We start from the raw sequence: 25,299 nt of genomic DNA, 5'->3' as shown, positions 1-25,299 counted from the left end.
TTGCCTAGCATGCTAGGGTGCGGCGGACCATCCTGCACAAGGCGTAGACCTCCCCCAATTCAGTACTTGCTGAAAGAGCAGGCCGCGAGTGTTCTGTTCGATCAGATTTCAGCACCGTAGCGCCGAAAGTGAAGCTTAGGCTTTTGCCTGCGTTCTTTTTGTTGAGCGAGAACAGGGATGACGAGCAGCGATAGGTTGCCTGCACTGCGGAGTGCCCGCAGTGTCTTCTTGACCGTGTGCTGGGGCGTGGTTGCCCAATGCGAAACGAGCAGCGCGACTTGAACTAAGGGTGTCACATAGAGGGTATCAGCGAGCTCACCCATGGCGGCGGTGTCGATAATTACGATGTCAAAGTGGCTGCGCGCCTTTGTAATCAAATGTTCAAAGCCTCTTCCACCAAGCAAGTCAGTCGGTGAAATGTCTTCCCTTTCGGCCCCGACGACGACACTGAGCGGGCTCAACGGATCCGTTGTGACGAGGGTGTCGAAATTTGTGTCAGTGATTGGCCTAACAAGGTGGTCGACAAGAGCCAGCGATGGCCCGATTTTGAGGTTGCGATGGACGCCGGGATCACGGAGATCGCCATCGATGAGCAGCGTACTGGCGCCGGAACGAGCAAAACACCGCGCTAGCGCAACGGCCAACGTGGTCTTTCCCTCCCCAATGGTTGTCGAGCACACCATAATGACCAAGCCACCATCGGTTACAGACTTTGATGGTGAGAGTGCGAAGCCTATTGAGGCCCGCAATCTGCGTACGGCTTCGGAGTAGGCAGAATTGGGGTCTTCGACGATCAATTCTGCAACAGAATCTGCGTCTGTTCGGGGGCGGGCACGCGGCAGCACGCTGGCCTCGTCCAGTTTAAGCGCGCTGGCCATTTGCTCATCGGTCATAAAGCCACCGATCAGGTGCTCATAAAGCAGTGCCAGTGCGATACCCGCCATCAAGCCTGCTAGCGCTGATAGAGTGAGTGTAAGGCCGTAGTTTGGGCTGGAAGGGTAGAGCGGCACAATCGCTGCCGATATGATTTGGCTGTTCGCAACCTGAAGATCGGTTTGTGCGGTTAGATCACGAAGCCGGTCGATAAGTGACTAGTATTGGGCGGTGGCGACATCGGCGTTGCGTAAGAGTTCGTGTTGGCTCTCAACGATGCCTGGCCCGACCATGGGTCGATGAAATGCTGCTTGGTCTGTTTGTTGGGCGGGTAGGGGGTGGCTCATATCGAAGCTGCGATCTCGCTCAGCAGCTGCATCGGCGATATCGATTTTTGCATCTTCTAAATGGCGAGCAAGGATCGCCCGATGATTTTCGAGGTTGGAAATCTTGTGGCGAAGCTGAGCTGCGATATAGGTTTCGGCAAGGCTATTGGCGACAGTTGCAGCACGCTCGGGACTAGCGGAATGCGCAGTAATGGCAATGATGAAGGTCTCGCCACGTCGTTTCACAGTGGTTGATCTGCGCATTTTTGTGAGCGCGCTATGCAATGCTTCAGCGGTGCTTGGTTTAGTGTGGCTCACTAGGCCCAGAGTTGCGAGCGCTCTTTGCGCGAGTCCTGCTGGGGCTGGAGTATCCGCTAACATTGCCCCTATTGGTGTCCGCCGGATTGTTTCGAGGAGAACGGCGTCGGACCGGATGAATTCGACTTCACTATCGATCCTCGCACTGGCTTCACCACCGGCGTCTGAGCTCGAGGTTGGATCTAATAGATTTTTGTCGCTCGGATCGAATAAGACAAGTGCTGTCGCGGTGTAGAGCGGTTTTGTCAGGAAAAGATGTGTTGCTGCAATTGCAATAAAAATAAACGCCACTCCCAAAGCCAGGAGTGATTGTCGTTGTATTGATAGAAGTATTTGCCGAATATCTATTTCGGCTCTTTCCATTTCGATATTCTTTGTTTGGTTGTCGTGTTTAGCTTTATCAATAAGGATACGTCTTGAATATTGGTTTTTTCAGTAGTGGTGGCCGGAATTGAAAATAATTTAATGCGCAGCAATTATTTGCGCCCACATGCCACCTTTTTCTGAGTGGCGCGTTGACCTTACAGGGTACAAGATCGGCATCGAGAATTCTTGGACCTCTGCCGATATGGCTTTGCTAGAGCGATGCCCCGTATGGTCAATCTGCTGATATTTTTAAAAGCTTAGGATTAATCGTATTTCGTGTTTAAACATAAGAGTGTTCAGAGATTTCTGTGAAAAATTGGATGTCATAAATTCCAGCCCACATGGGATGAATGCGATGCGTCGTAGAACTATAATTTTGAATATTCTGGTGGCTGTCGCCCTGAGCTTTCAGCCCGTATATGCCGCCGATCTGCCAACTCTCACTCTGACTGCTGGTTCCAATACGGTCGTATATGATCGCGATGCGCTGGAGGCCATGCCTCAGACGGAGATTAGCACCACAAGCCCCTGGACTGAGGGCGTCGTTCAATACAAGGGCGTTGCGCTGAGCCATCTTCTTGAAGTGAGTGGTGCGGATGGCGCCATGGCTATCGTTACGGCCCTTAACGATTATAGCGTGGACATTCCCACAAGTGATTTTGCCGAGTTCGGTCCGATCCTAGCCATCAAAAGGGATGGGGAATATATGCCGGTGTCTGACAAGGGGCCATTCTTCATCGTCTATCCCTTTGATGAAAATCCGGCATTGCGCCAGCAGCCCTATCACGGGCGCGCCGTGTGGCAGGTTAAGGCCATTGCCATCCCCTAGCCTGACGCTCATGAAAGGGCACAGGACGTAAAATGCACCCATTGCGGATTATATTGGCGGTTCTGGTCGTCGGTTTTGTGACTGCCGCCAGTTACATTACGCTCCTTCTGTATGATCGGTATGCGGCGCTGGACCAAGCCGGTCTCTGGAACGTCACGTGGATGTTTACGCAAGCTCCAAGCGAATTCTCTCGCCTAGAGCATAGGGTGAGCGGGTACGCCGCTGGGCTTCCCGGAGTGGATGAGAATGAAGTCCGCCTAAGGTTTGACATTGTCGTCAGTCGCTTGAGTACTCTGAACGGAAGAGAAGCTTCCGTATTTCTCGGACAGTCACCCCTGAGCGTGGCGACATTACAAGAGCTCGGTGCGGCATTGGTTCGGGTTGAGCCAATGTTGGATGAGCTCGACGAGCCGGGAAAACCTGCTGAAATCCTAAGTATACTTGAGCCCATATTTCCAAAATTGGCGCGGCTATCCGTCGATGCAAACACGTGGAACTCGGCAAATCTCAATCGTGATCGGCGCGCCTTATTCGATTTGCAATGGGCATTCACAGGCGTGGCGTTTGGCTTGATTGGAGGCGGCTGCTTGCTCGTTGGCATGTTGCTGTTCCACAATCGGCTCTTGGGTCGCGCGCAGGATGTGTTGCGTCAGAAAGAGCAGTCGCTTGTCATCCAAAACGCTCGTTTTGATGCGGCGCTACAAGCGATGTCAGTGGGGCTGTGTCTGCTCGATCATGAAGACACTTTGATTGTCTATAACGCTCGCTTTTTAGAACTGTTTTCGCTCGATGCTTCGCGCAACTGGGAAGGTATCCATATTAGCGAAGCTCTGGACGGCCATTTATCGGGCGGCGACATTTTTGCGGATACGGCGGCAGACGGCGAAAGCAGCGACGATATAACTATTCTGAGTAGCCGCGTGCAGCACATGCCGAATGGCATTGTGCTTAGGGTCTCGCGGGAAAAGACGATTGAAGGCGGTTGGGTCTGTACCTTTGAGGATATTACAGAGCGCCAACGCGCGCAGGATCGCGTCGTCCAGATGGCACGGCACGATGCGCTGACGGGCATGGCCAATCGCCTCTACTTCTGGGAGCGCACTGCGCAAGCTCTGCGGCAAAACAAGGACGCGGGCCGAGGCCTGGCTGTGCTGTACTTGGATCTCGATCGCTTCAAAGAGGTCAACGATACGCTTGGGCACCAAGTTGGCGACGAGCTGCTACGCGATGTGGCTGCTCGAATTATGTCCACGGTCGATCCTCGCGACATCGTTGCGCGCCTAGGTGGGGACGAATTTGCCATTCTGCATGTCAGTAAGGGCGATGCCGAGGAGAGTTGCCGGCGCTTGGCAGCACGCCTGCTGACCGTCATTGGTGAACCATACCTCATTTTTGGGCATGAAGTGTCTGTGAGCACCAGCATCGGCATTGCACTCGCATTCGAAACCGATCTGCATCCTGATACTCTTATGAAGAACGCGGATTTGGCGCTGTATAATGTTAAGGCAGAAGGGAGGGCGGCCTATCGCTTCTTCTCGATGCGGATGCTTGAGGATCTGCAACATAGGCGCAACCTCGACATCGACATGCGTCAGGGGATCGAGCTTGGACAATTCGAGGTCCACTATCAGCCACTAGTTCTGCTCAAGACAGGCAAGATCGTTGCTGGTGAAGCATTGCTGCGCTGGCGTCACCCGGAGAGGGGCCTCGTGCCTCCGGGCGAGTTCATTCACATTGCCGAAGAGACCGGTTTCATCAATAAGCTTGGCGAGTGGGTCTTGCAGCGCGCGTGTCGCGATGCGCTTCAATGGCCTGGCGACATTAGCGTGTCCGTGAATCTCTCGCCTATGCAGTTCCGGGACAGCAATCTCGTCAAGAGCGTTGCTGCTGCCCTTGTCCAGAGCGGGCTCAATCCATCACGTCTTGAGCTTGAAATCACTGAATCTGTATTGCTGCAGAAGAATGACGCAAATCTCGAGGCGCTGCTCCAACTCAAGAGTTTGGGCCTGACGATTGCCCTAGACGACTTTGGGACGGGATATTCGTCGCTGAGTTATCTACAGCGCTTCCCATTTGATAAGATCAAGATCGACCAAAGTTTTGTGCGAGATGTCGATCGCTGGCCGGACAGTCTTCCAATTTTGCAGTCCATCGCGAGCTTGGGGAAGAATCTAGGGATGAAGACGACAGCTGAAGGCGTGGAAACCGCAGCTCAGCTCGAGATTATTACCAATGCCGGGTTCATTGAAGCGCAGGGCTATTATTTCAGCCGACCTGTGCCGCTTCCTCAATTTATGGAGCTGGTCGAAGGGCGCATGGGCGGCGTGACGCAGTTAAACGCGCTACCTCGGCCTGCATAGCGCAATTGGCCATTTGTCGCCTATTTGGTGTAGAGCGTTGAATGTGCAGAGAAAAGCGCGAGTTTCCGTCGGTCTTTGCAAAGAAGAAGCACTTGGCGCCATAGCGCCTGCTCGGATATCTGCGCGGCAGACTTCGTTGCCCGTTGACCCACCGTGTAAATAGATCAACAACACCCTGGCAGTGATATTAGGCTGCCGCATGCCGCCCATATTCAAGCAATTGCAGCAAGTTTACACGCGAGATGCTCCGGCAATAGAGGGGGGCGGCGAGTTTTATACGCTCAGGCTATAGCCCTATTGGAATAGCCTACAGCCGCTCACTATCCTTAGATAATGTTGTGCCTTCGAAAATGGCGTGAACGTTAATCGCATTTTATTTTGTAGAAATTCCGAAAATTTAACTAAACCCTTCCAGGGAAATCATTTATTGCTCAAGTATATAGCGGGGCGGATTTCCCATGAAAATAAATTTGATTGCTGCAGCATTGCTGTTTGGTTTGACCGGTCAGGTGAGTGCGGATCCATTGAGCATCGACGCGCCGAGCGCTAGCTGGGCCGGCGCTTATATTGGCGCCTTTGGCGGCTGGACAAATAGTAAGACGACTGGGACCGACGTGACGGGCGAGGAGTGGGGCCCACCTGGTGCCATCCTTGGCATGACCGATGCTGGTCTAATCGGCGGCGTGGCGGCAGGCTACAATTTCCAGAACGGTAACTGGGTATTTGGTCCCGAGCTAGAGTTGGGTTGGATTTCCAATGACAAGCTCTATGTCGATCCAACCGACGACGATGACGGTGTCTATACTCAGTACGGCTTCTATGGCGCTCTAACTGGCCGCGTAGGTTATGTAGCCAACAATACTTTGTTCTATGGCAAGGGCGGTGTTGTTTTTGCTAATATGAGAAACGCTGGCGGTGAATTTGACGGTATCGGCAACGAAGACGGCAGAGGCAAGTGGGGGTTCGACGGTAACGAAGCTGGCTTCGGCGAAGAGACGCGTACTGGTCTGACCGTTGGGGCGGGTATGGAGCACGCTCTAAGCGATAATTGGACGTTCAAGACCGAATATATGTTTGCTGATTTCGGCACTAAAACCTACGGCCACGTAGACGGTGATATGTCGCAGCCGTTTGACTTTAATAACCATATTCATACGGTAAAAGTCGGACTGAATTACCGGTTCTGATTTAAGTTTTTATCAAAATCTTTGAGAACCGGCACTCGTGCCGGTTTTTTCTTTTTCGGTCGCAGTTTAGACGAATGAGGCTTCGTACTGGCTTGTAACGAAGTGCCTCGCCGACCTCATTTGCATTAGTTTGTGAACAGCGATGGGCAGCCGTTTTCGTTCCAGCCTTTCCCTTGTTTCGCCGCTCAAGAGTGAAGATTTTGGGGAGTGGTCGAGGAGCTGTCTCGCATGTCGTCAGATCTTTGGCCCAACTGTTTCAGTTGTGTCTGGATGTGGACTAGCACACCCACTGAGTGGGTTTCTGGTGAGGCAACGTAGTGGGGAGTTTGAATGGTGCCGGCAACAGGGTTCGAACCCGTGACCCCCTGATTACAAATCAGGTGCTCTACCAACTGAGCTATACCGGCACACAGGCAGCGAATTAGCACCTCGCTTTGGTGAGGGCAATAGCATGCGCGCACTGTCCACGTTTTTGCTGGGTAGAACTTTTTTTTCGTTCGCTGGGCCTATCGCGCATCAAGAGTAATCTAACTGTGGTGCGTTCCGCACTGGATTGTTGTGGCTTGAGTAAGTGTTGCACAAATTTGCTCCAACCTATTGTAATGAAAGGGTTTGGGCGAGTTGATGGCTTGTCTATGGAGGTGTTTCGGCACTAGTTTCCGGCCAAGTTTACTGCCTTGGAGTTGGCAGTAATTAGTTTGGAGTGGATGCGACGTGACGACGACACGACTAACCCATCTGCAGGCCCTGGAAGCCGAAAGTATTGAGATCCTGCGGGAGGTTGCGGCGAGCTTCGAGCGTCCCGTGATGATGTACTCCATCGGTAAGGATTCTAGTGTGCTGCTACATTTGGCGCGCAAGGCTTTCTATCCAAGCAAGATTCCTTTCCCGCTCCTACACGTCGATACGACTTTCAAGTTCCGCGAAATGATCGCGTTTCGAGATCAGACGGCTGAGGACTATGGCTTTGATCTGATCCGCCACACCAATCAGGATGGTGTCCGGGATGGGATCAATCCCTTCGATCACGGTTCGTCGCGCTATACTGACATTATGAAAACCGCGGCGCTGCGTCAGGCGCTCACTGCTGGGCAGTATGATGCGGCGATTGGCGGGGCACGGCGAGATGAAGAAAAATCGCGTGCCAAGGAGCGTGTGTTCTCGCATCGCAATGCTTCCCATGCTTGGGATCCGAAGAACCAGCGACCAGAGCTGTGGCGGACGTTTAATACGCGGCTCAATCCCGGTGAGAGCATGCGCGTATTTCCGATCTCCAATTGGACCGAGTTGGACGTGTGGACCTATATCTACGCTGAGAACATTCCAATTGTGCCGCTCTATTTCGCTAAGCCGCGCCCGGTGGTGGAACGCTCTGGCACGCTGATCATGGTCGATGATGAGCGCCTGCCATTGTTGCCCGGTGAGACGCCGAAAGAAGAGGTGGTGCGGTTCCGAACGCTTGGTTGCTATCCGCTCACCGGCGCCATTCGATCTTCGGCCTCAGACCTTCCCAGTATCATCATGGAAATGCAGGCGAGCCGGACCTCGGAACGTGAGGGGCGGTTGATCGACAGCGACTCTGTGGGGTCGATGGAGAAGAAAAAGCAGGAAGGGTATTTCTGATGTCTGCTGTTATGGCTCTTGCGGAGAATGATCTCGATATCTGGCTCGGTCAGCAGAAGGAGAAATCGCTGCTGCGCTTCCTCACCTGTGGGAGCGTGGATGACGGTAAATCGACGCTGATTGGGCGGTTGCTCTATGACAGCCAGCAGATCTTGGACGATCAGTTGGCGAGCTTAAAGAAAGAGTCGCGCAATCGCAGCGTTGGTGATGAGGGAATTGATTTTTCGCTCTTGGTTGATGGGCTGAGTGCTGAGCGGGAGCAAGGCATTACTATTGACGTAGCCTATCGGTTTTTCTCGACCGACAAGCGCAAGTTCATTGTCGCCGATACGCCGGGGCACGAGCAATATACCCGCAACATGGCGACGGGGGCTTCGAACGCGGATCTGGCGCTGGTGCTGATCGATGCGCGCAAGGGCGTGCTGACTCAGACGCGCCGCCACAGTTTTATTCTCTCGCTCATCGGCGTGAAGCACGTGGTGCTGGTGGTCAATAAGATCGACTTGGTGGATTACGACCAAGGGGTGTTTGATCGGATCGTGTCTGAATACGGGGCCTTTGCTGAGACTCTGGGCTTTAAGACGCTGGCCGCCATTCCTGTGTCGGCACTGCGAGGGGATAATATCGTGACCCCGAGTGGGCAGACGCCCTGGTATACGGGCCTGCCGCTGGTGCCGTATCTGGAGACGATTAATGTTTCGTCGGACCGGAGTGCAGACCAGTTTCGATTTCCCGTGCAATGGGTGAACCGGCCCAATCTCGATTTTCGCGGGTTCTCAGGCACGATAGCGACGGGCAGTATCGCGGTGGGGGACGAGGTTTTGGTTGCCTCATCGCGTAAGCCCGCAGTGATCAACCGGATTGTCACTATGGATGGCGACCTCTCCCAGGCAGGCGCCGGACAGGCGGTGACGCTGGTGCTGGATCGTGAAGTAGAGGTGTCGCGTGGCGAGGTCTTGTCTCGGCCCGGGGAAACACCGGAGTTTTCCAATCAGTTTCAGGCGCGGCTGGTCTGGATGCATGAAGAGCCCGCTTTTGCTGGGCGTTCCTATTTGCTGAAAATCGGTGGGCAGCTGGTCCCTGCGACGATTACCGACATCAAATACCGCACCAACGTCAATACGCTGGAGCACGCCGCAGCGACAAAGGTTGATCTCAACGAAGTCGCGACGGTGACGCTGGCGACGGATAAGGCGATTGCGTTTGATCCGTATGGGACGAACGCGGTGACGGGCGGGTTTATTCTGATTGATCGTTTGAGCAATGCGACGCTGGCCGCGGGGACGATCGACTTTGGCCTTCGCCGAGCCCAAAACCTGACGTATCAAAGTTTTGACGTTAACCGGGAGGTGCGGGCGCGTCTAAAGGGCCAGGAGCCGCGGATCATCTGGTTCACCGGGCTATCCGGCTCTGGAAAGTCGTCCATTGCCAATTTGCTGGAGAAACGCCTGACGGCCGAAGGCCGACACGCCTATATCTTGGACGGTGACAATGTTCGCCACGGGCTCAACAAGGACCTTGGGTTCACTGAGGCGGCGCGAGTAGAAAACATCCGACGTGTGTCGGAAGTGGCTAAGCTTATGGCGGACGCCGGGCTGATTGTACTCGTGTCGTTTATCTCACCCTTTGAGAATGAACGGCGGTTGGCGCGTGAGATAGCGGGCGATATCGAGTTTACCGAAGTCTATGTCGATACGCCGATTGAGGTCTGTGAGGCACGGGACCCGAAGGGTCTCTACAAGAAGGCGCGGGCTGGGGAGATCAAGAATTTTACCGGCATAGACTCGCCATTTGAAGTGCCGAGGCAGCCAGAATTGGTATTGCACGGAGCGGAAGGGGAGACAGTCGAGCTGGCGGATCAGCTTCACATCTTCCTCAAGCTCTAAAATAAGGGGCACCTCCTGGGCGCCCCTTATTTTTAGCTACGACCGAATTCGTCTTCGATGCGGATGATGTCATCCTCGCCTAAATAAGAGCCCGTTTGAACTTCGATCAACTCCAATAGAATCTTGCCGGGGTTCGCCAGGCGATGGACGCAACCGAGGGGCAAGTAGATCGACTGGTTTTCCGAAATTTCCGTGACTGTGCCGTCGATGGTGACGAGCGCAGTTCCGCGCACCACAATCCAATGTTCAGCGCGGTGGTGATGCTTCTGCAAGCTCAGCTTTTTACCCGGCTTAACGAACAGGCGCTTCACTTGGAAACGGTCGCCGCTAAGGATCGACGAATATCCACCCCAAGGCCGGTATGCCGTTCGGTGGATTTCAGTGAGCGGAGCAGTGGCCTCGTCCTTGCGGAGGCGTTTAACGATGTCGCCGACCTTTTGCGCCTCGGATAGTTTTCCGACATAGACGGCGTCGTTTGTCGCGATTACAGCGACATTGTCGAGGCCGTTGACCGCAACGTGGGCGTGGTCGGAAATAACGAGGGACTGCGATACGTTTTCGAGCGTCGCTTTTCCTTGCACAAGGTTTCCAGACGCGTCACGAGAACTGTTCTTCCAGACGGCGTCCCAGCTGCCGAGATCTGACCATGCGAAATCTACGGCTATGACCGCCGCTTTTTTGGTTTTCTCGAAGATAGCGTAGTCTATGGAAATGTTCGGCGCTTGGGCGAAGCTAGCCTCATCGAGACGAACAAAATCGAGATCGCTCTTGGCAGAAGCCACGGCGTCTGTGGCCGCTCTATAGGTCTCAGGAGCTAGCGCTTCACACTCCTCAAGGATTGCTTGAGCGGCCAGCATGAACATTCCGGAGTTCCAAAGATATCCGCCTGTTGCCAGCATTTCCGTTGCACGATCTAGGTTTGGCTTTTCAACAAAGCGGTCAACCGGCTGCGCTTCCGCACCGACACTCGCTGCTGATTGGATATAGCCATAGCCCGTTTCAGGATGTGTGGGGGCAATGCCAAAGGTGACGAGCTTGCCCGCACGCGCAGCATTGGCCGCGCGCGTCACGGCGCTATAGTAGTCGGCCGATGCGTCGATGTCGTGATCTGATGCCAGAATGTGAAGGATTGCATCCTCACCGAACTTCTGTCGTGCATAAACGGCGGCGCTCGCGATAGCGACAGCTGTGTTTCGGGCCACTGGTTCAAGCAAAATTGCGGCAAGCGACTGATGACATTCCGCGGCCTGCTCGGCCACGATGAAGCGATACTCGCTATTGGTGATGACGATCGGCGCTGCATAAACGTCGGGCCGTGCAACGCGCTCAAGCGTGAGTTGATAGAGGCTTTTCTCTCCGGTGAGCGGCAGAAACTGCTTTGGGCGTGCCGCGCGGGACATCGGCCATAGACGTGTGCCCTGACCGCCAGCGAGAATGACAGGAATAACGGGATGGTTCACCAGTTTCGCCTCAGTACTTTCTGCGCGATGGCAGTGATTTGTTCGTTTTATTCGCAAGCCTCAACTATTTGCCCAATATTCTATCGGAAGTCGAGAGTGGGGCGAAGTCGAGGTGATCGATGTCGCGGAGCGTTTTCATTTGCAGACCGCGGAAGATGGGTTCTTTTTCGTCCATGTGGACGATCAGCTCAGGAATGCCATTTATGCGGCAGACGAGGGCGCTTTGTAGGGCGTTTTCTATCTCATGTTGCATCAAGGGCAAGGCGCGTGCGCCCGGGCCGACGATGACGATGTGGCTAGGGTCGTGCATGGAAAGCATGCGAGCGAGCCCGTAGCCAATGGCGCGACCGGCGACGGCAAATGCGTGTATGGCTTCACGATCACCGTGTTGCGCCCGAGAAATCAGCGCCTCGTATTGAGCCGTAGGCACAGAGTGGGCCGGGGGCGTAGTGTCGGGGACCGAGAAAGCCGAGCGCAGTACGCCATAGTCGGCGGCATAGGCCTCAATGCACCCACGGGCACCACAGCGGCAAAGGGCACCGCCAGGGCTGTGGTTCATATGGCCGAACTCGGTGGCGCCGTTACTGCTTTGTCCTGTGGCATGGGGATCTAGGCTGAGCCCAATGGCAACGGTGGAGCCGATGAATACCGTTGCGATGCTTGCGTCCTGTAGACGCTCATCAACCCAACGTGTGCCTTCGGCCAACAGGCTACCGCGCTTGTGTAGCGACACTGGCAGGCCGGTTAAGCCAGTGAGTTCAGTGGTGATATCATTGCCAGTGAAGTGCTTTATCGGTGACCATTTAAGTCCAGTCCCATCGCGGACCAGAATACCTTGGACCGATATGGCTATCCGGCGTAGCGCGGCATAGGCGCTTGGATTGCGTTTTTCGAGTGCGGCCAACCGTTCTGCGATAAACTGTACTGGCGGGGCGTCCTTGAAACTGGCGGGGCCAAGTTCGGTCTCGATCCGATCAACGAGTACGCCACTATAGTCAACGAGCGACAGGCGGCAGCGATTGACGTCAATCTCAAAGAGCGCGCCATAGGCTGCATCGCGCTTAAAACCGACTAGTGTCGAAGGGCGACCACGCGAGCGGCTGTCATTGCTGCTCGGGCTGACCAATTCGGTAACAATCTTCTGCGCTAGCAGATCCTGCATGATGGCGGTGACGCTGGCGTGGCTGAGGCCAGTAGTGGTCGCTAGGACCGTGCGGGATTGAGGGCCGCGATCGCGCAGTGCGCCAAGCAGCAGGCTGCGGTTCTGTCGACGCAGGCTATCGCTATCGCTGACGGTCCGCGCCACGCACAGTTCTCCCTGTTTATTCTTTCTGACATACCCCGATTCGTTGTTTGACCGGGGAAAGGTGTCGCCCTCCGATTCCAGATTGACACGTCACGTTGTCGCATGCGACAGGTTTTTTCGAGCAGTAAAAATATTGCTCATGGCGCAGGGAGCGGCGCCTGGTTGGGGTTATGCCGCCAGCCTGCAGACGGGCAGAAAACTGCCCATTGGGAGGACAGATATGAACAAGTTTGCAGCAGTTCTGCTTGCATCGACTGTGCTTGCCGGATCGGCCATTGCGCAGGATGAGATTACCGTTGGCGTGTCTTGGAATAACTTCCAGGAAGAACGCTGGAAAACCGACGAAGCCGCTATCAAGGGTATCTTGGATGCCGCTGGTGCGAAGTATATTTCTGCTGACGCGCAGTCGTCGGCTTCCAAGCAGCTCACCGATATCGAAAGCCTGATCAGCCAGGGCGCTGACGCTATCATCGTTCTGGCGCAGGACAGCGAAGCTGTTGGGCCGGCGGTGGCAGCAGCAGTAGCTGAAGGCATTCCAGTCGTTGGTTATGACCGTCTGATCGAAAATCCAGACGCTTTTTACCTCACCTTCGATAACAAGGAAGTGGGCCGCCTACAGGCTTCAGGTGTTGCTGCCGTCGTCGCGGAAGGCAATTTTGTCTTCATCAAGGGCAACTCGGCTGACCCCAACGCGGACTTCCTGTTCGAAGGCCAGATGGAAGTGCTGAAGGCTGGTATCGATGCTGGCAAGATCAAGAATGTCGGCGAGGCCTATACCGACAACTGGAACCCGGAAGTCGCTCAGGCGAACATGGAGCAGTTCCTGACCGCCAATAACAATGAAGTCGACGCCGTTGTCGCTTCGAATGACGGCACTGCCGGTGGCGCGATTGCAGCTCTTGCCGCCCAGGGGCTCGCTGGTTCTGTACCAGTGTCCGGGCAGGACGGCGATCATGCTGCGCTCAATCGCATTGCGCTCGGCACTCAGACCGTTTCGGTTTGGAAAGACGCACGTGAGCTTGGCAAGAAAGCCGCTGAAGTGGCGCTCGAGTTGGCTGGTGGGAAGGCGCTGAACGAAGTGACTGGCGTTGTGCCGTTCTCCGGCGGTCCAAAGGGCGTCGAAATGAACGCGTTCTTCATCGCGCCTGTCGCCATCACCAAGGACAACCTCAACGTTGTGATCGACGCTGGCTGGGTCTCTAAGGACGTTGTTTGTCAGGGTGTAGCTGCCGGTTCGGTCTCTGCCTGCTGATCTACTTACATCTCGGAGTTGGAGGCGCGGTGCATTCGCCTCCAATCACCGCTCTGTTGCGCCCCGGTCCGCCGGGGCGCATCTTAATGGGGGAAGTTGATGGCCGTTTTACCAGCCACATCGAATATTTCACATCCGAGTAGCAATGTGCAGAACCCGCTTCAGAGGTTCTTGCTGGCTACGGAGATCGATACGCGTCTGCTGGGCATGGTCGGCGCTTTGGCGATCATTTGGATCGGCTTTCATATTTTCTCAGGTGGTCTGTTTCTGACCCCGCGCAATCTTTGGAATCTCTCAGTCCAAACTGCGTCTGTGGCAGTGATGGTCACTGGCATGGTGCTGGTGATCGTGACGCGCAATATTGATCTGTCCGTCGGCTCCATACTTGGTGTGGTCGGCATGATTATGGGCGTGACGCAGACCCAGTTCCTGCCGATCAACCTCGGTCTTGGCTTGGGCCATCCGATGATTTGGTCGCTTTCGCTGGTTATCGGCCTCGCCTGTGGTGTTGGCATTGGGGCCATTCAGGGCGCAATTATCGCTTATCTGCGTGTGCCGGCCTTTATTGTCACCTTGGGTGGCTACCTCGTCTGGCGGGGCGCTGCATGGTGGGTCACGGCGGGGCGCACTGTGGCTCCGATGGATTCCACTTTCCAGCTCATCGGCGGCGGCCCTTCTGGGTCTGTCGGGGCGTTTTGGAGCTGGGTGATCGGTCTTGCGGCCTGTGCGGCTATTGTCGGTGGGCTTTATCTTGGTCGCCGTCAGCGCCATCGGTTCCAGTTCCCACAGCGGCCAATTTGGGCTGAAGTTGCCTTGGCAGTCATCGGTTGCGGCCTAACTATTGGTGCAGTTTTGGTGGCCAATGGCTATCCGTGGCCGACACGCATCGCCGCCAATTATGCGCAGGCGAATGGGATTACTGTACCAGAAGGCGGGTTGTTCATATCCCATGGCATCGCCATTCCAGTGCTGATCGCTTTGGGTGTGGGCGTGGTGATGACATTCCTTGCCACTCGCACGCGCTTTGGTCGCTACGTCTATGCCATGGGTGGCAATCCGGAAGCGGCGGAACTCGCCGGGATCAATACCCGTTGGGTGACGGTGAAGATTTTCATGCTGATGGGTGGCCTCTGCGCCATTGCAGCGGCGATTTCCTCGGCCCGACTGAACGCCGCAACCAATGCACTTGGTACGCTCGATGAACTCTATGTCATTGCGGCTGCCGTGATTGGCGGAACGTCCCTCGCAGGTGGGGTGGGCACGATTGCCGGTGCTTTGCTGGGTGCATTGGTAATGCAGTCGTTACAGTCCGGCATGGTGCTTATGGGCATGGATAGCCCGCTGCAATCCATCGTTGTTGGTATCGTTTTGGTGTTCGCAGTGTGGCTCGACACGCTGTACCGCCGGAACAAGCTTTAGGAGTTGCGGTCATGTTGGATGCAAAAACTCCACTGGTCGAAATGACCGATATCTCTATCTCGTTCGGCGGCATCCGCGCTGTTGATCAGGCCTCGGTGACGCTCCATGAAGGCGAAGTTGTCGGGCTGCTTGGTCACAACGGAGCGGGGAAGTCGACACTGATCAAGATCTTGTCCGGCGCCTATAAGCGCGACAGCGGCGAGATTAAGATCAAAGGCCAAAGCGCCAGCATCAACAATCCTCGCGATGCAAAAGCTTATGGCATCGAGACCATCTACCAGCAGCTAGCGGTGGCAGATAACGTCGATGCTGCGGCCAATCTTTTCCTCGGTCGTGAGATTACCACTGCGCTCGGTACGCTTGACGATGCGGCGATGGAATCCAAAGCGCGTGAAGTGATGGGGCGGCTCAATCCGAATTTCCGTCGCTTTAAAGAGCCAGTGAAGGCGCTGTCCGGTGGTCAGCGTCAATCGGTGGCCATTGCTCGCGCTATTCTGTTTAACGCCCGCATTCTGATCATGGATGAGCCGACCGCTGCACTCGGGCCGCAAGAAACGGCACAGGTGGGGGAGCTGATCAAACAGCTCAAATCGGACGGCATCGGGATTTTCCTTATCAGTCACGATATCCACGATGTCTTCGATTTGGCGGATCGTCTGGTGGTCATGAAGAATGGTCAGGTGGTCGGAGAAGCACGGACTGAAGATGTGACAAAGGACGAAGTCCTGGGCATGATCATCATGGGCAAGGTACCCCCCGGAGCGACGCCGGGGCCGGGAGCCTTAAAGAGCTAAGCGCGTTATACAAGGGCGTCGACACAGGTCGGCGCCCTCTCATTTTGTGGGACTGTATTTGCCAATGCCACAGCGCGCGGCCAAACCCTTTATTGAGCGGATCATGCCGCGCCATATGGCGTTCAGTGTGAGCCTTTTGGTCGGAATAGGTGTTCTTGTTGTTACGCTTTTTCTGATGCCGTCATTTGCCTTTAGCTTGGCGGCGATCGCCATGTTCTCAGTGTTTCTGCTGCTGACCTTGTTGCGCATTCCGCATCTCACCGGGCACTATTTGCGGACGCACGCGAGCGCTGAGGATACCCCTGTTGCTGGTATCTTCTTGGTTACGCTTATCGTCGTTGTCGCGTCAGTCGTGTCGATTTTTCTGGCGCTGCACGGTGGCGACGAGCCGGACATTTGGGGTGTCGCGGCGAGCGTGAGTTCTGTCGTTTTGGGGTGGTTCACCATCCACACTATGGCGGCGCTGCATTATGCCTATGAATATTATCGGCCGAATGATGATGGAGAAGGTGAGCGGCATATGCAGGTGCCCGGCGATGATGAGCCGGACATTTCAACCTTTCTCTATTTCTCTTATGTGCTGGCTACGGCCTTCGCGGTCTCGGACATAAAGGTGACGTCCAACGGGATGCGGCGGATGGTGATGCGTCATTCTGTTTTTTCATATTTCTTCAACACCACGCTGTTTGCCGCCACCGTCAATATCGTCATCGCCCTCGGAAAAATCTAAGCAGCACCTGCCTTGTGCTGACTGTGCGTAACGTTTTGGTTGCGGACGTTTGTGGTATTTGCCTGTTGGTCTGGGAGCGCTTTTGTTCTGCTTGAACTTGTTGCTGGGGGCGGTCGCTGCTAGCTATGCGGTTCTTATATGTGCCGAACGATCTTTGGAGGCCCTTCACATGAAGACGCGTGCAGCCGTTGCCTTTGCCGCTGGCAAACCCTTGGAAATTGTCGAGGTTGATCTCGAAGGCCCCAAGGCTGGCGAAGTTCTCATCGAAATTAAGGCGACTGGCCTTTGCCATACTGACGATTTCACGCTGAGCGGCGCTGACCCAGAAGGCATTTTCCCGTCGATCCTTGGCCATGAAGGCGCAGGCGTTGTTGTTGACGTTGGTCCGGGTGTGACTTCGCTCAAGAAGGGCGACCACGTCATCCCGCTGTACACGCCAGAATGCCGTGAGTGTTACGCTTGCCGTTCGGGTAAGACCAATCTCTGCACTTCGATCCGTTCGACCCAGGGTCAGGGCTTGATGCCAGATGGTACCTCGCGCTTCTCCTTCGAAGGCAAGCCGATCTATCACTACATGGGGTGTTCGACGTTCTCGAACTACACCGTCATGCCAGAAATCGCGGTGGCGAAGATCGACTCCTCGGCGGCCTTCGATAAGGTTTGCTACGTCGGTTGCGGTGTGACCACTGGCATTGGTGCGGTGATCAATACCGCTAAGGTTGAGATCGGCGCGACGGCTGTTGTGTTCGGTCTCGGCGGTATCGGCCTCAATGTGATCCAGGGTCTACGCCTTGCTGGTGCGGATATGATCATTGGCGTCGATATCAACAATTCCAAGAAGGAATGGGGTGAGCGCTTCGGCATGACCCACTTCGTCAATCCGCTTGAGATTGGCGAAGATGTTGTTCCCTACATCACCAATTTGACCAAGCGCCGTGGCGATCTCATTGGTGGCGCTGACTACACTTTTGACTGCACGGGTAACACCAAGGTAATGCGTCAGGCGCTCGAGTGCAGCCATCGAGGTTGGGGTAAGTCGGTCGTTATCGGTGTGGCTGGCGCAGGTCAGGAAATTTCCACCCGTCCATTCCAGCTGGTCACAGGCCGCACTTGGATGGGCACTGCCTTCGGTGGTGCAAAGGGCCGTACGGATGTGCCGAAGATTGTTGATTGGTACCTCGACGGCAAGATCGAAATCGATCCGATGATTACCCACACGCTGCGTCTCGAAGACATCAACAAGGGCTTTGAGCTGATGCATAAGGGCGAAAGCATTCGCTCTGTGGTCGTTTACTAAGGCGGCTTGATGCAATTGGAAGGCCGGGAGCTAAACCTCCCGGCCTTCCTGTTTTAAAGATGAGTGAATCCAGTGCGTTGCGCTGCAAATTCGTAATGAATGTGTTTCGGGTGATGTAGTTTGGCTAATCCAAAAATCTTCGTTGATGCTGATGCGTGTCCAGTCAAGGAAGAGGCGAAGCGTGTCGCTGAGCGCCTTGAATTGGTCGTGGTCTATGTTTCGAACGGCGGAGTGCGTCCGTCGCGTGATCCGATGGTGCAGGTGGTTATCGTCCCCGCTGGCGCTGATGCGGCAGATGATTGGATTGTCGAAAATGCCACCTCGAATGACATCGTTTTGACCGCCGATATTCCTCTGGCCAGTCGCGCAATCGACAAGGGTTGTCATGTGCTGGGCTTCACCGGCAAAGAGTTCACTCCAGCGTCTATTGGCATGGCATTGGCGATGCGCGATTTGCGGGCCCATTTGCGCGAAACCGGGGAGATGCAGAGCTTTAACGCAAGCTTCCGGGCGGCCGATCGCTCTGCTTTTTTGAGCGCTCTCGATACTTTAGCGCGTAAAGCGAAGTCGCGGTCGATACAGTAATTCTGCGCGCTGAGTAGAACAATATTAACCATAATCGCCAAGTGTAGGGCTTAGTTGAAAGCTTTGCGTCGGGTGTTGTGGTGCGGTTGTTGGGTGCGCTTTGTGTTACCGGAATTGTGGCAAGTGCTCTTGCTGGCTGCGCCAAGCCGCCCAAGCAGACGGACCTGATCTCACAGCCAATCCCTACTGTGGAAACCACGGCCAGTGTGAGTGCATATCTTCCAGCTGATATTCGTTTGGAGCAGGCGATGCCGCCGCGTATTTTTGCCGCCAGCAATATCGCGGGGCGTGTGCTGACCGTTGCGGCGACCACCGACATCATACTTAACCCCGGCGAAGTGATCATCACTTTTGATGATGGTCCACGCCCCGGCAAGACACCGGCCATTCTTGACACGCTAGACCAGTTCGGCGTGAAAGCGACGTTCTTGATGCTTGGCGCTTCAGCGCAGGCGCATCCGGAGATTGCGCGGATGGTGGCAACGCGCGGCCATAGTGTCGGTAGCCACACCTTTGAGCATGTCGATTTGACGACGTTGAGCCGCCAGGCTGCCTACGCGGAAATTACGCGGGGTGAGCAGGCGGTGTCTGATGCGCTGCGTGGCGCGGGCAATGGTCTAGCCCCATTCTTCCGCTTCCCTTATCTGGCGCAAGACGGTTTCCTGCGCACAGCTCTCATGGGTGGCGATATGGTCGTTCTGGACGTCGATATCGACTCCAAGGACTACTACAAGGATACGCCAGCGGTCGTGGCTCAGCGGACGCTCGATCGCCTCGATGCGCGGGGGAGTGGTGTGATCCTGTTCCATGATATTCACCAGCGCACGGTGGATATGCTGCCCGAGTTCCTGTCGGAACTGGCGGCACGTGGGTATTCCGTGGTCCATCTTGAGCCGAGCAAGCCTGGCGTATTTGGGCGTCCGGTGGTCACCGCCGACCGCGAAACGAACGCCAATCAGTTTTAGCCGCTATCGCCTCAGGCGCAAATAAATTGCCCGGCAAGAGATGATCTTGCCGGGCTTTTTGCTGTCTTAGAAGAGGAGCTTAGTCAGGTAGGAATTACGGAACTTTCCGTCTGGATCGAAGCGATTGGCGAGCTGCTTAAACTCGGCAAGCTTCGGGTAGCGCGATTGCACCACGGTCGGGGCCATGTTGAACACTTTCGCCCAGTGCGGGCGTGGCTCGAACGGCGCGAGAGTTGCTTCTATGATGTCGACGGCGGTTGAGACGGCTGCGGCGTCCGGCTTCCATGTGAAGTGGAAACCGACAGTGTCGCGGCCGTAGGCGCCGCTCATCCAGAGCGTGTCTGCCGCCATGGTGCGGATTTCGGACACGTAAAGTGTGTGGTTGAATTGCTGTTGGATGGCGTAAAGCGCGGCAAAGGCGGCGACCGCGTTTTTCCGGTCGACGTAAAACTCCGACTGCAGCTCATTGCCTGCAGATGGGGTGGCGGAGGCGGGGAAGTGGAAGATCCGCTCGCCCCATGATCCGGCGATGCCGCCTTGTTGGGTGCAGGTTGTTCCGTCAAATTCGGCAATAGGATGAAGAGCGTGCGCGGCCAACGAAGCGCCGAAAGCGTGCTGCGCAGGTGTGTAGGTGGCGCTCAGTGCCTTCTGCCAGAGCTGGTCGACATTGGTGCTGTTCCAGCGCGTGAACATGCTTACGCTATAGGCGGAGCTGGTGATCGCATCGAACTCGGCCAGTGCGGTGCTTACGGGTAGGCCGGTGAACACGGTCTGAGCAATGTCGTAGGCGGGAACTGTGTCGAGGGTGATATCGACGACCACGCCGAGTGCGCCAAGATTGACAACTGCGCCATCAAAATCCGCATCACCTCGCTGGAGCTTTACGATCTCGCCGTCTGCGCGAACAAAGGTCAGGGCGCTGACGGCTGCGGATAGGTTTTGATTGGCGTCGCCAGAGCCGTGCGTAGAAGTGGCTGTAGCGCCCGCAATGGTGATGTGGGGCAGGGATGCCCCCGTGGCGAGGCCAAGGCCGCTTTCTGCCAGCGCTGGCAGGATTTGCGCGTAGGTGATGCCGCCGCCGGTCGTGATGGTTTTGGTGGTTGGGTCAACTCGGATGGCGCGGGGCATATCTGCCAGCGTGATCAGTGTGCCATCTGTGTCGGCAATCGTATTGAACGAGTGACCAGAGCCGACGACGCGCAGTTTGTCTGCGCGTCGCACGATGTCTTGGATCTCTTCCACGCGTGTTGGCCGTTCAATCTTGGCCGCGTTGAAAGTGATGTTTCCTGCCCAGTTCTTCATGGCTCTCCCCCTGCCATTTAGAATTTACTCTTCGTCGTCTTGCACGTCTGTGAGGTAGACAGAAATTTCGATGTCAATTCCGTGGCTTGCGATCGCTGCCGCTGCATGCGCAGGCAGGCGGGCCGACATGGCTTCGCCTTCTGGCGGATAGTCGAAAGCGATATCAAGCACGGCCTTGCCGATACGACGATCATCCAGCATGGCGGCAATAGCCGCTCCGGAGGTCTCTGCCAGATCGAGAATCGCGCGAACCGGATTGGTTACATCCAAGTCGATCTGCGCGTAGTGGCTAGTGTCAGCGTCTTCAGGCTCAAAGCGTGTGGACGACTGCTTCAGCGCAGCGTCGAGATCTTTTTGCGAAACCGCTACGCCAGACAGGCGTAGGGCTGCTGCGAATGGCTCAAAAGTGCTCATTAAGCGCGACCGGCAGTAGCAGCGAACAGAGCAATAGCTGCGGCGTTGGACACGTTCAGCGACTTGATTGGGCCCGGCATGTCGAGGCGGACCATTTCATCGCAGAGTTCGCGTGTGCGCTGGCGCAGGCCTTTGCCTTCGGCGCCCATGACAACCGCAAGCGGGGTGTCGTCGGTGCGCGGCTTCAGCTGTGTTTCTGCATCAGAATCAAAGCCAAGCACGGTTAGGCCGCGTTCTTTGAGGGCTTCGAGCGTGTCGGCCAGATTGCGGACTTCGATCATCGGCACCAGGTCGAGTGCGCCTGAGGCAGCTTTCGCCATGACGCCAGTTTCGCGTGGCGAGTGGCGAGCCGTGGTGATGACGGCGTCTGCACCAAAAGCACAGGCTGTACGCAGAATCGCGCCGACATTGTGTGGGTCGGTCAGCTGATCGAGCACAACGACGAGGCGTAGGTTCTTGATATCATTGAGGCCGAAGCGGCTGACGGGGTCAACTTCAAGCGCCACGCCCTGGTGGACGGCTTCGCCACCGAGAAGGCGGTCGAGGTCCTTTGGGGTGGTTTCAGTGACCTTCACATTACCGATCTCACCCGTCTCTTTGAGTCGGTTGAGGGCGTTAGGCGTTGCAAGCAAAGCCTTTTTAATGCGGCCGGGATTCTCCAATGCAGCGCGCACAGTGTGCAGGCCATAAAGGTATACCGGGCCGGTATCTGGATCGTATTTTGGCTTAGGCGGAAATTTATTGCGGCTCATGGCTGAGCGGTATCGCTTCGCAGGCCAAGGAGCAAGCGCAGACTGGTGGGCGGGATGGTTTCCGCTAACACATTTGCGAAGATGGATGAGAAACAGTGCGCTTTCGCGCGTCCCGATGGTGGAGGGGACTGGATTCGAACCAGTGTAGCCTGAGGCGTCAGATTTACAGTCTGATGGATTTAACCACTCTCCCACCCCTCCACATAACGGGTAGGCATCGTGCGAGGATCTCGCTCCGAACTTTTTCCTAATCAGCTAAGTCTTTGGAACTTAGGCCCTAACAAGAGAACTTGCGTTCTCTGAGAGGGGGTGGTGGAGGGAACTGGATTCGAACCAGTGTAGCCTGAGGCGTCAGATTTACAGTCTGATGGATTTAACCACTCTCCCATCCCTCCACATTTCTGAGATGGAAGCGAACCGCTTTCGCGCTTCGTTGTGTGGCTTATCGTCAAAAGTGGTTTTGGTGTCAACAGGCTAGGAATAGAGGCTGTGGAAGAAATTCTAATTGCAGGAAATTCTGGGCATTGTGTTTGAGAGCTCTTGCGCTGATTGGGCCCTTCGCGCTAATCGAATGCCACATGCCTTCGGGCGGGTATAGCTCAATGGTAGAGCAGCAGCCTTCCAAGCTGAATACACGGGTTCGATTCCCGTTACCCGCTCCAATCCTCCCCAAAAATTGGCGTTTTATTGGCTTTTGGCTGGCACTTGTTGGCCGCTGGATGGGCGCAGCCTGGGCTTTTTGGGGCGAGCCGGAGCTAGGTGCTCTATGCCCAGGCTCGGTGCGTCGTTCCAATAGATGGAGAATTTGCCGCCTTAGCTGGTGTTGCAACCGTCGTGGATGACTCTGCAAATATCATTGTCAGCGACGATCAGTGCGGCGCTGCGCAGTCCTGAAAATGAGTGGCCATTTGAAAGGCGCGACTAACGAGAAAACCGTAATGGCCAAGGCCATGCAAATGAGTGGGTTCGGAAATCCAAAAAATGGAGAGCCGCACACGGACAGATGCGGTTATCTGGTGCGTACACGCCTTTCTAGAGGTCTTTGTGCCCAATAGGATTGATCAGCTTTTTAGGCTGATCAATGATTTGGCGCGGATGGCGCAAGACTTATGCGGTTACGGCCGGAGTTTTTGGCAGTGTAGAGCGCGCGGTCGGCACTGTTGATAAGATATTCGTAATCCGGATGCCCCCCGTGGGTCGCGACGCCAATCGAGACACTGGTGAGCAGGGGGCCATGACCCGGCACATTGACCGCATGGGACTGAATGTCGTTGCGAATGCGCTCGGCGATCAGTGCGGCTTCCTCGGCGCCAGTTTCCACCAGCACGATCAAGAATTCTTCGCCACCGTAGCGGAACACAAAATCGCTCGAGCGAACGGAGCTCAATAGGGTCTCGGCGGTGTGGCTGAGGACCAAGTCGCCGATAGAGTGGCTGTATTGGTCGTTGATCGTCTTAAAATGATCGATATCGACCATGAGCACTGAGAGCGGCGTTTGGTCTTGCTGCGCCATCGACAGTTCTCGGCTCAGGACCGAGGGCAAGAAGCGTCGGTTGAGCGTGCGCGTTAGCGGATCGCGGCCGTTTTCAACCGAAGAGGCGGACTGGAAAAGGTCATTGATGAGGTATTTGATCTCGTCCACGCGACGCTGAAGATCTGCCACGGTGTTGGGATCGGCAGTGTTGAGGCGGGGCAGGGCGATTTTATCGACGGCCAGCATCAATTCTTCAATTGTCGGCAGGATGGGTGAGCCGTGGAACAGCACGCCGGCACGGTGACGAATCCAGAGGCCGAATGTGGAGGAACTCAGGGTGCCTGCTGCCTCGCTGCCACGATTGCCGAACAGGCCAAAGAGGACTGTCTGGCTCCATTCCATCAATGCGGCGCGTTGCGTTTCGCGCTCCAAATTGATGTCCTGACCAAGTGAAAACAGGCGGAAGGCCTCGTCGTTGCGCACGTGGCGCTTGGTGTCTTTGAAATAGGCCGCACTCATAAGGCGCATCGCATAATCGATAAGATCATCGACCATCATGATGGCGTTGGTGGCTGTGCGTTCGGGGTAACCTGCCTCGATCAACTTGAAGCCGATTTCCGTTTTCAGCACGCTGCCGCCAGCGAGGACCAGTTGTACTGGAATTTTCAGGCGGGCATGGATTTCGCCGATCTTGATCTGGCGCGCATTGAAGGCAGTCAAATCGCCTGTCGGCTGTGCAGACATCAAATCGAGCATCCACGCGCGCAGCGATGGGCTAAGCCTTTGCTGAACAACGCCGTGCGAGAGGAACGCTGACGCGGTCTCGTCCTCTAGGAAGATGTCGTAGAAGATAGAAACAAGGCGATCTGTGTTTGCCTTGATAATTGTCGTGAGCGCGGCGCGTGCAGCATCTTGATCTTCGGTGGTCGTGACTTCCCAGAAAAATCGGGTGCGACGCGTCGTGGTGCTCAAAATTCAATTCCTCGGAACTTCTTCGTGGTCCCGATACTTCTTTAGCACCATTCCGGCAAGTATGCTTATTGTCTTGAAACTGAACCAGAATAAAGCACTGTGGTTGGTACGCCATAGGTGTTCCAAGTGGCGCAGGAGGCCAGTTGGGCAATAGCGCGGCCTGAGCCCTTGAGGCTCAGATTGGTTGTGCCGATGGCGAGTGCGTTCTGGCGCGCGCCGGTGCCATGCACATAAAGATCGAAGCGGTTGCCACGGGCGAGCTCAGTCAGAAGGCGTGGATTGAGGCCCGGGAGAATGACAGCGCGGTTGGCGCGATCAAAATAGCCGTCAGTCTTCTGCCAAGGGTGACCTTTCACTTGCCAAGTGACTGCTGTGGTATGTGGGAGCGTGGGAGAGCGCATAAAGCCGCTATAAGTACCATCGACATTGGCAATGATGCCGACGCGCATTGAGCCGGTTTTGAGCTCGGCAATGCAGGTTTGGTCGCTGTAGGAGCGAGAGAATGACCAGGAAGGCGAGCCTGCCAGCACTGGGGTGGCGAGGGAAAACATCAACAAAGACAATCCGATGGCACGCATTAGAGTTCTCCACAACACGCTGTAACGCCCGGCAGGCTTGGGTTTCTGGGCTATTATGTGCCTCAATCCTATTGAGTTTTCCTCAACAGATTGTGCAAGACGCGTTGAGCCCCTTGCATCCCGCGAAGCCTTTCAGTAAACACCTCCTTGCCTGAAGGGGTTTAGCTCAGTTGGTAGAGCATCGGTCTCCAAAACCGAGGGTCGTGGGTTCGAGTCCCCCAGCCCCTGCCA

21 protein-coding genes and 5 tRNA genes are annotated in these 25,299 nt (G+C 55.5%); 14 read left to right on the top strand and 12 right to left on the bottom strand.

Going from position 1 to position 25,299, the window contains the following annotated elements; genetic code table 11:
• Positions 1-101: 101 nt before the first annotated feature.
• On the bottom strand, positions 102-944 hold the full coding sequence (locus HKD40_RS06905) for a CpsD/CapB family tyrosine-protein kinase (RefSeq protein ID WP_169195000.1): 843 nt from the start codon (positions 942-944) through the stop codon (positions 102-104).
• A gap of 147 nt (positions 945-1,091) precedes the next feature.
• Positions 1,092-1,880 (bottom strand): Wzz/FepE/Etk N-terminal domain-containing protein, encoded by a 789-nt coding sequence (locus HKD40_RS06900; protein WP_169194999.1) that lies wholly within the window; start codon positions 1,878-1,880, stop codon positions 1,092-1,094.
• Between the two features lie 358 nt (positions 1,881-2,238).
• Between HKD40_RS06900 and HKD40_RS06895 the strand changes: the two genes are divergently transcribed.
• The 3 genes from HKD40_RS06895 (at position 2,239) to HKD40_RS06885 (ending at position 6,259) form a co-directional block, all read left to right on the top strand.
• Positions 2,239-2,712, top strand: coding sequence for an oxidoreductase (locus tag HKD40_RS06895; protein ID WP_169194998.1), 474 nt, complete (start codon positions 2,239-2,241; stop codon positions 2,710-2,712).
• A gap of 341 nt (positions 2,713-3,053) precedes the next feature.
• Complete coding sequence (locus tag HKD40_RS06890; protein WP_169194997.1) at positions 3,054-5,072, top strand: EAL domain-containing protein; 2,019 nt, start codon at positions 3,054-3,056, stop codon at positions 5,070-5,072.
• 458 nt (positions 5,073-5,530) lie between these two features.
• A complete protein-coding gene (locus HKD40_RS06885; protein ID WP_169194996.1) occupies positions 5,531-6,259 on the top strand; it encodes an outer membrane protein in 729 nt (242 codons plus the stop codon).
• A 331-nt stretch (positions 6,260-6,590) separates the two neighbouring features.
• Here HKD40_RS06885 and HKD40_RS06880 read toward each other — a convergent pair.
• A tRNA-Thr gene (locus tag HKD40_RS06880) sits at positions 6,591-6,666 on the bottom strand.
• Positions 6,667-6,973: 307 nt separating this feature from the next.
• Here HKD40_RS06880 and cysD point away from each other — a divergent pair.
• Together cysD and cysN are read left to right on the top strand one after the other, a co-directional pair.
• Entirely contained in the window at positions 6,974-7,882 is a 909-nt protein-coding gene (gene cysD / locus HKD40_RS06875) for a sulfate adenylyltransferase subunit CysD (RefSeq protein ID WP_169194995.1), read from the top strand.
• Positions 7,882-9,768 carry a sulfate adenylyltransferase subunit CysN gene (cysN, locus tag HKD40_RS06870; protein ID WP_169194994.1) on the top strand — a complete coding sequence of 629 codons (1,887 nt, stop codon included), beginning with the start codon at positions 7,882-7,884 and terminating at the stop codon, positions 9,766-9,768. The genes cysD and cysN overlap by 1 nt, the downstream gene beginning before the upstream one ends.
• 32 nt (positions 9,769-9,800) lie before the next feature.
• Here cysN and HKD40_RS06865 read toward each other — a convergent pair whose 3' ends face one another.
• Both HKD40_RS06865 and HKD40_RS06860 read right to left on the bottom strand, forming a co-directional pair.
• Positions 9,801-11,228, bottom strand: a complete 1,428-nt coding sequence (locus HKD40_RS06865; protein WP_169194993.1) for a mannose-1-phosphate guanylyltransferase/mannose-6-phosphate isomerase — start codon at positions 11,226-11,228, stop codon at positions 9,801-9,803.
• 64 nt (positions 11,229-11,292) lie between these two features.
• Positions 11,293-12,534, bottom strand: coding sequence for an ROK family protein (locus HKD40_RS06860; RefSeq protein ID WP_169194992.1), 1,242 nt, complete (start codon positions 12,532-12,534; stop codon positions 11,293-11,295).
• 220 nt (positions 12,535-12,754) lie between these two features.
• Between HKD40_RS06860 and xylF the strand changes: the two genes are divergently transcribed.
• The 7 genes from xylF (at position 12,755) to HKD40_RS06825 (ending at position 19,576) form a co-directional block, all read left to right on the top strand.
• On the top strand, positions 12,755-13,786 hold the full coding sequence (gene xylF, locus HKD40_RS06855) for a D-xylose ABC transporter substrate-binding protein (RefSeq protein WP_169194991.1): 1,032 nt from the start codon (positions 12,755-12,757) through the stop codon (positions 13,784-13,786).
• Between the two features lie 99 nt (positions 13,787-13,885).
• Complete coding sequence (locus tag HKD40_RS06850; protein ID WP_169194990.1) at positions 13,886-15,205, top strand: sugar ABC transporter permease; 1,320 nt, start codon at positions 13,886-13,888, stop codon at positions 15,203-15,205.
• An 11-nt stretch (positions 15,206-15,216) separates the two neighbouring features.
• Positions 15,217-15,999, top strand: a complete 783-nt coding sequence (locus HKD40_RS06845) for an ATP-binding cassette domain-containing protein (RefSeq protein WP_169194989.1) — start codon at positions 15,217-15,219, stop codon at positions 15,997-15,999.
• A 64-nt stretch (positions 16,000-16,063) separates the two neighbouring features.
• Positions 16,064-16,729, top strand: a complete 666-nt coding sequence (locus tag HKD40_RS06840) for a DUF1345 domain-containing protein (RefSeq protein ID WP_169194988.1) — start codon at positions 16,064-16,066, stop codon at positions 16,727-16,729.
• A gap of 169 nt (positions 16,730-16,898) precedes the next feature.
• On the top strand, positions 16,899-18,026 hold the full coding sequence (locus tag HKD40_RS06835) for an S-(hydroxymethyl)glutathione dehydrogenase/class III alcohol dehydrogenase (RefSeq protein ID WP_169194987.1): 1,128 nt from the start codon (positions 16,899-16,901) through the stop codon (positions 18,024-18,026).
• Positions 18,027-18,146: 120 nt separating this feature from the next.
• Positions 18,147-18,611 (top strand): YaiI/YqxD family protein, encoded by a 465-nt coding sequence (locus tag HKD40_RS06830; RefSeq protein WP_169194986.1) that lies wholly within the window; start codon positions 18,147-18,149, stop codon positions 18,609-18,611.
• Between the two features lie 248 nt (positions 18,612-18,859).
• Positions 18,860-19,576: a polysaccharide deacetylase family protein gene (locus HKD40_RS06825; protein ID WP_169194985.1), complete on the top strand. Its 717-nt coding sequence runs from the start codon at positions 18,860-18,862 to the stop codon at positions 19,574-19,576.
• 66 nt (positions 19,577-19,642) lie between these two features.
• On the opposite strand, the gene HKD40_RS06820 is transcribed toward HKD40_RS06825, so the two are convergent.
• From HKD40_RS06820 to HKD40_RS06800, 5 genes are all read right to left on the bottom strand, one after another.
• Positions 19,643-20,878 carry an FAD-binding protein gene (locus tag HKD40_RS06820; RefSeq protein WP_169194984.1) on the bottom strand — a complete coding sequence of 412 codons (1,236 nt, stop codon included), beginning with the start codon at positions 20,876-20,878 and terminating at the stop codon, positions 19,643-19,645.
• A 24-nt stretch (positions 20,879-20,902) separates the two neighbouring features.
• A complete protein-coding gene (locus tag HKD40_RS06815) occupies positions 20,903-21,292 on the bottom strand; it encodes a hypothetical protein (RefSeq protein WP_169194983.1) in 390 nt (129 codons plus the stop codon).
• A complete protein-coding gene (gene rlmB / locus HKD40_RS06810; RefSeq protein WP_169194982.1) occupies positions 21,292-22,044 on the bottom strand; it encodes a 23S rRNA (guanosine(2251)-2'-O)-methyltransferase RlmB in 753 nt (250 codons plus the stop codon). Before rlmB ends, HKD40_RS06815 begins: the two co-directional genes overlap by 1 nt.
• Positions 22,045-22,160: 116 nt before the next feature.
• A tRNA-Tyr gene (locus tag HKD40_RS06805) sits at positions 22,161-22,245 on the bottom strand.
• A 109-nt stretch (positions 22,246-22,354) separates the two neighbouring features.
• Positions 22,355-22,439, bottom strand: a tRNA-Tyr gene (locus tag HKD40_RS06800).
• A 193-nt stretch (positions 22,440-22,632) separates the two neighbouring features.
• Between HKD40_RS06800 and HKD40_RS06795 the strand changes: the two genes are divergently transcribed.
• Positions 22,633-22,706 (top strand) — tRNA-Gly (locus HKD40_RS06795).
• A gap of 416 nt (positions 22,707-23,122) precedes the next feature.
• Here the strand turns inward: HKD40_RS06795 and HKD40_RS06790 are convergent.
• Both HKD40_RS06790 and HKD40_RS06785 read right to left on the bottom strand, forming a co-directional pair.
• Positions 23,123-24,490, bottom strand: coding sequence for a GGDEF domain-containing protein (locus HKD40_RS06790; RefSeq protein ID WP_169194981.1), 1,368 nt, complete (start codon positions 24,488-24,490; stop codon positions 23,123-23,125).
• Between the two features lie 65 nt (positions 24,491-24,555).
• A complete protein-coding gene (locus HKD40_RS06785; RefSeq protein WP_169194980.1) occupies positions 24,556-25,068 on the bottom strand; it encodes a hypothetical protein in 513 nt (170 codons plus the stop codon).
• A 155-nt stretch (positions 25,069-25,223) separates the two neighbouring features.
• Between HKD40_RS06785 and HKD40_RS06780 the strand changes: the two genes are divergently transcribed.
• Positions 25,224-25,299, top strand: a tRNA-Trp gene (locus HKD40_RS06780).

The sequence above is a fragment of the Devosia sp. MC1541 genome (assembly GCF_012847305.1).
Taxonomy (GTDB): Bacteria; Pseudomonadota; Alphaproteobacteria; order Rhizobiales; family Devosiaceae; genus Devosia.
This window is presented reverse-complemented; position numbering and strand designations above follow the sequence as displayed.

Coding starts and splice junctions, on each gene's coding strand:
- HKD40_RS06905 (WP_169195000.1), bottom strand. CDS start 944: ATGGCGGGTATCGCACTGGCACTGCTTTATGAGCACCTGATCGGTGGC.
- HKD40_RS06900 (WP_169194999.1), bottom strand. CDS start 1,880: ATGGAAAGAGCCGAAATAGATATTCGGCAAATACTTCTATCAATACAA.
- HKD40_RS06895 (WP_169194998.1), top strand. CDS start 2,239: ATGCGTCGTAGAACTATAATTTTGAATATTCTGGTGGCTGTCGCCCTG.
- HKD40_RS06885 (WP_169194996.1), top strand. CDS start 5,531: ATGAAAATAAATTTGATTGCTGCAGCATTGCTGTTTGGTTTGACCGGT.
- cysN (WP_169194994.1), top strand. CDS start 7,882: ATGTCTGCTGTTATGGCTCTTGCGGAGAATGATCTCGATATCTGGCTC.
- xylF (WP_169194991.1), top strand. CDS start 12,755: ATGAACAAGTTTGCAGCAGTTCTGCTTGCATCGACTGTGCTTGCCGGA.
- HKD40_RS06850 (WP_169194990.1), top strand. CDS start 13,886: ATGGCCGTTTTACCAGCCACATCGAATATTTCACATCCGAGTAGCAAT.
- HKD40_RS06845 (WP_169194989.1), top strand. CDS start 15,217: ATGTTGGATGCAAAAACTCCACTGGTCGAAATGACCGATATCTCTATC.
- HKD40_RS06840 (WP_169194988.1), top strand. CDS start 16,064: ATGCCACAGCGCGCGGCCAAACCCTTTATTGAGCGGATCATGCCGCGC.
- HKD40_RS06835 (WP_169194987.1), top strand. CDS start 16,899: ATGAAGACGCGTGCAGCCGTTGCCTTTGCCGCTGGCAAACCCTTGGAA.
- HKD40_RS06825 (WP_169194985.1), top strand. CDS start 18,860: ATGCCGCCGCGTATTTTTGCCGCCAGCAATATCGCGGGGCGTGTGCTG.
- HKD40_RS06820 (WP_169194984.1), bottom strand. CDS start 20,878: ATGAAGAACTGGGCAGGAAACATCACTTTCAACGCGGCCAAGATTGAA.
- HKD40_RS06815 (WP_169194983.1), bottom strand. CDS start 21,292: ATGAGCACTTTTGAGCCATTCGCAGCAGCCCTACGCCTGTCTGGCGTA.
- rlmB (WP_169194982.1), bottom strand. CDS start 22,044: ATGAGCCGCAATAAATTTCCGCCTAAGCCAAAATACGATCCAGATACC.
- HKD40_RS06785 (WP_169194980.1), bottom strand. CDS start 25,068: ATGCGTGCCATCGGATTGTCTTTGTTGATGTTTTCCCTCGCCACCCCA.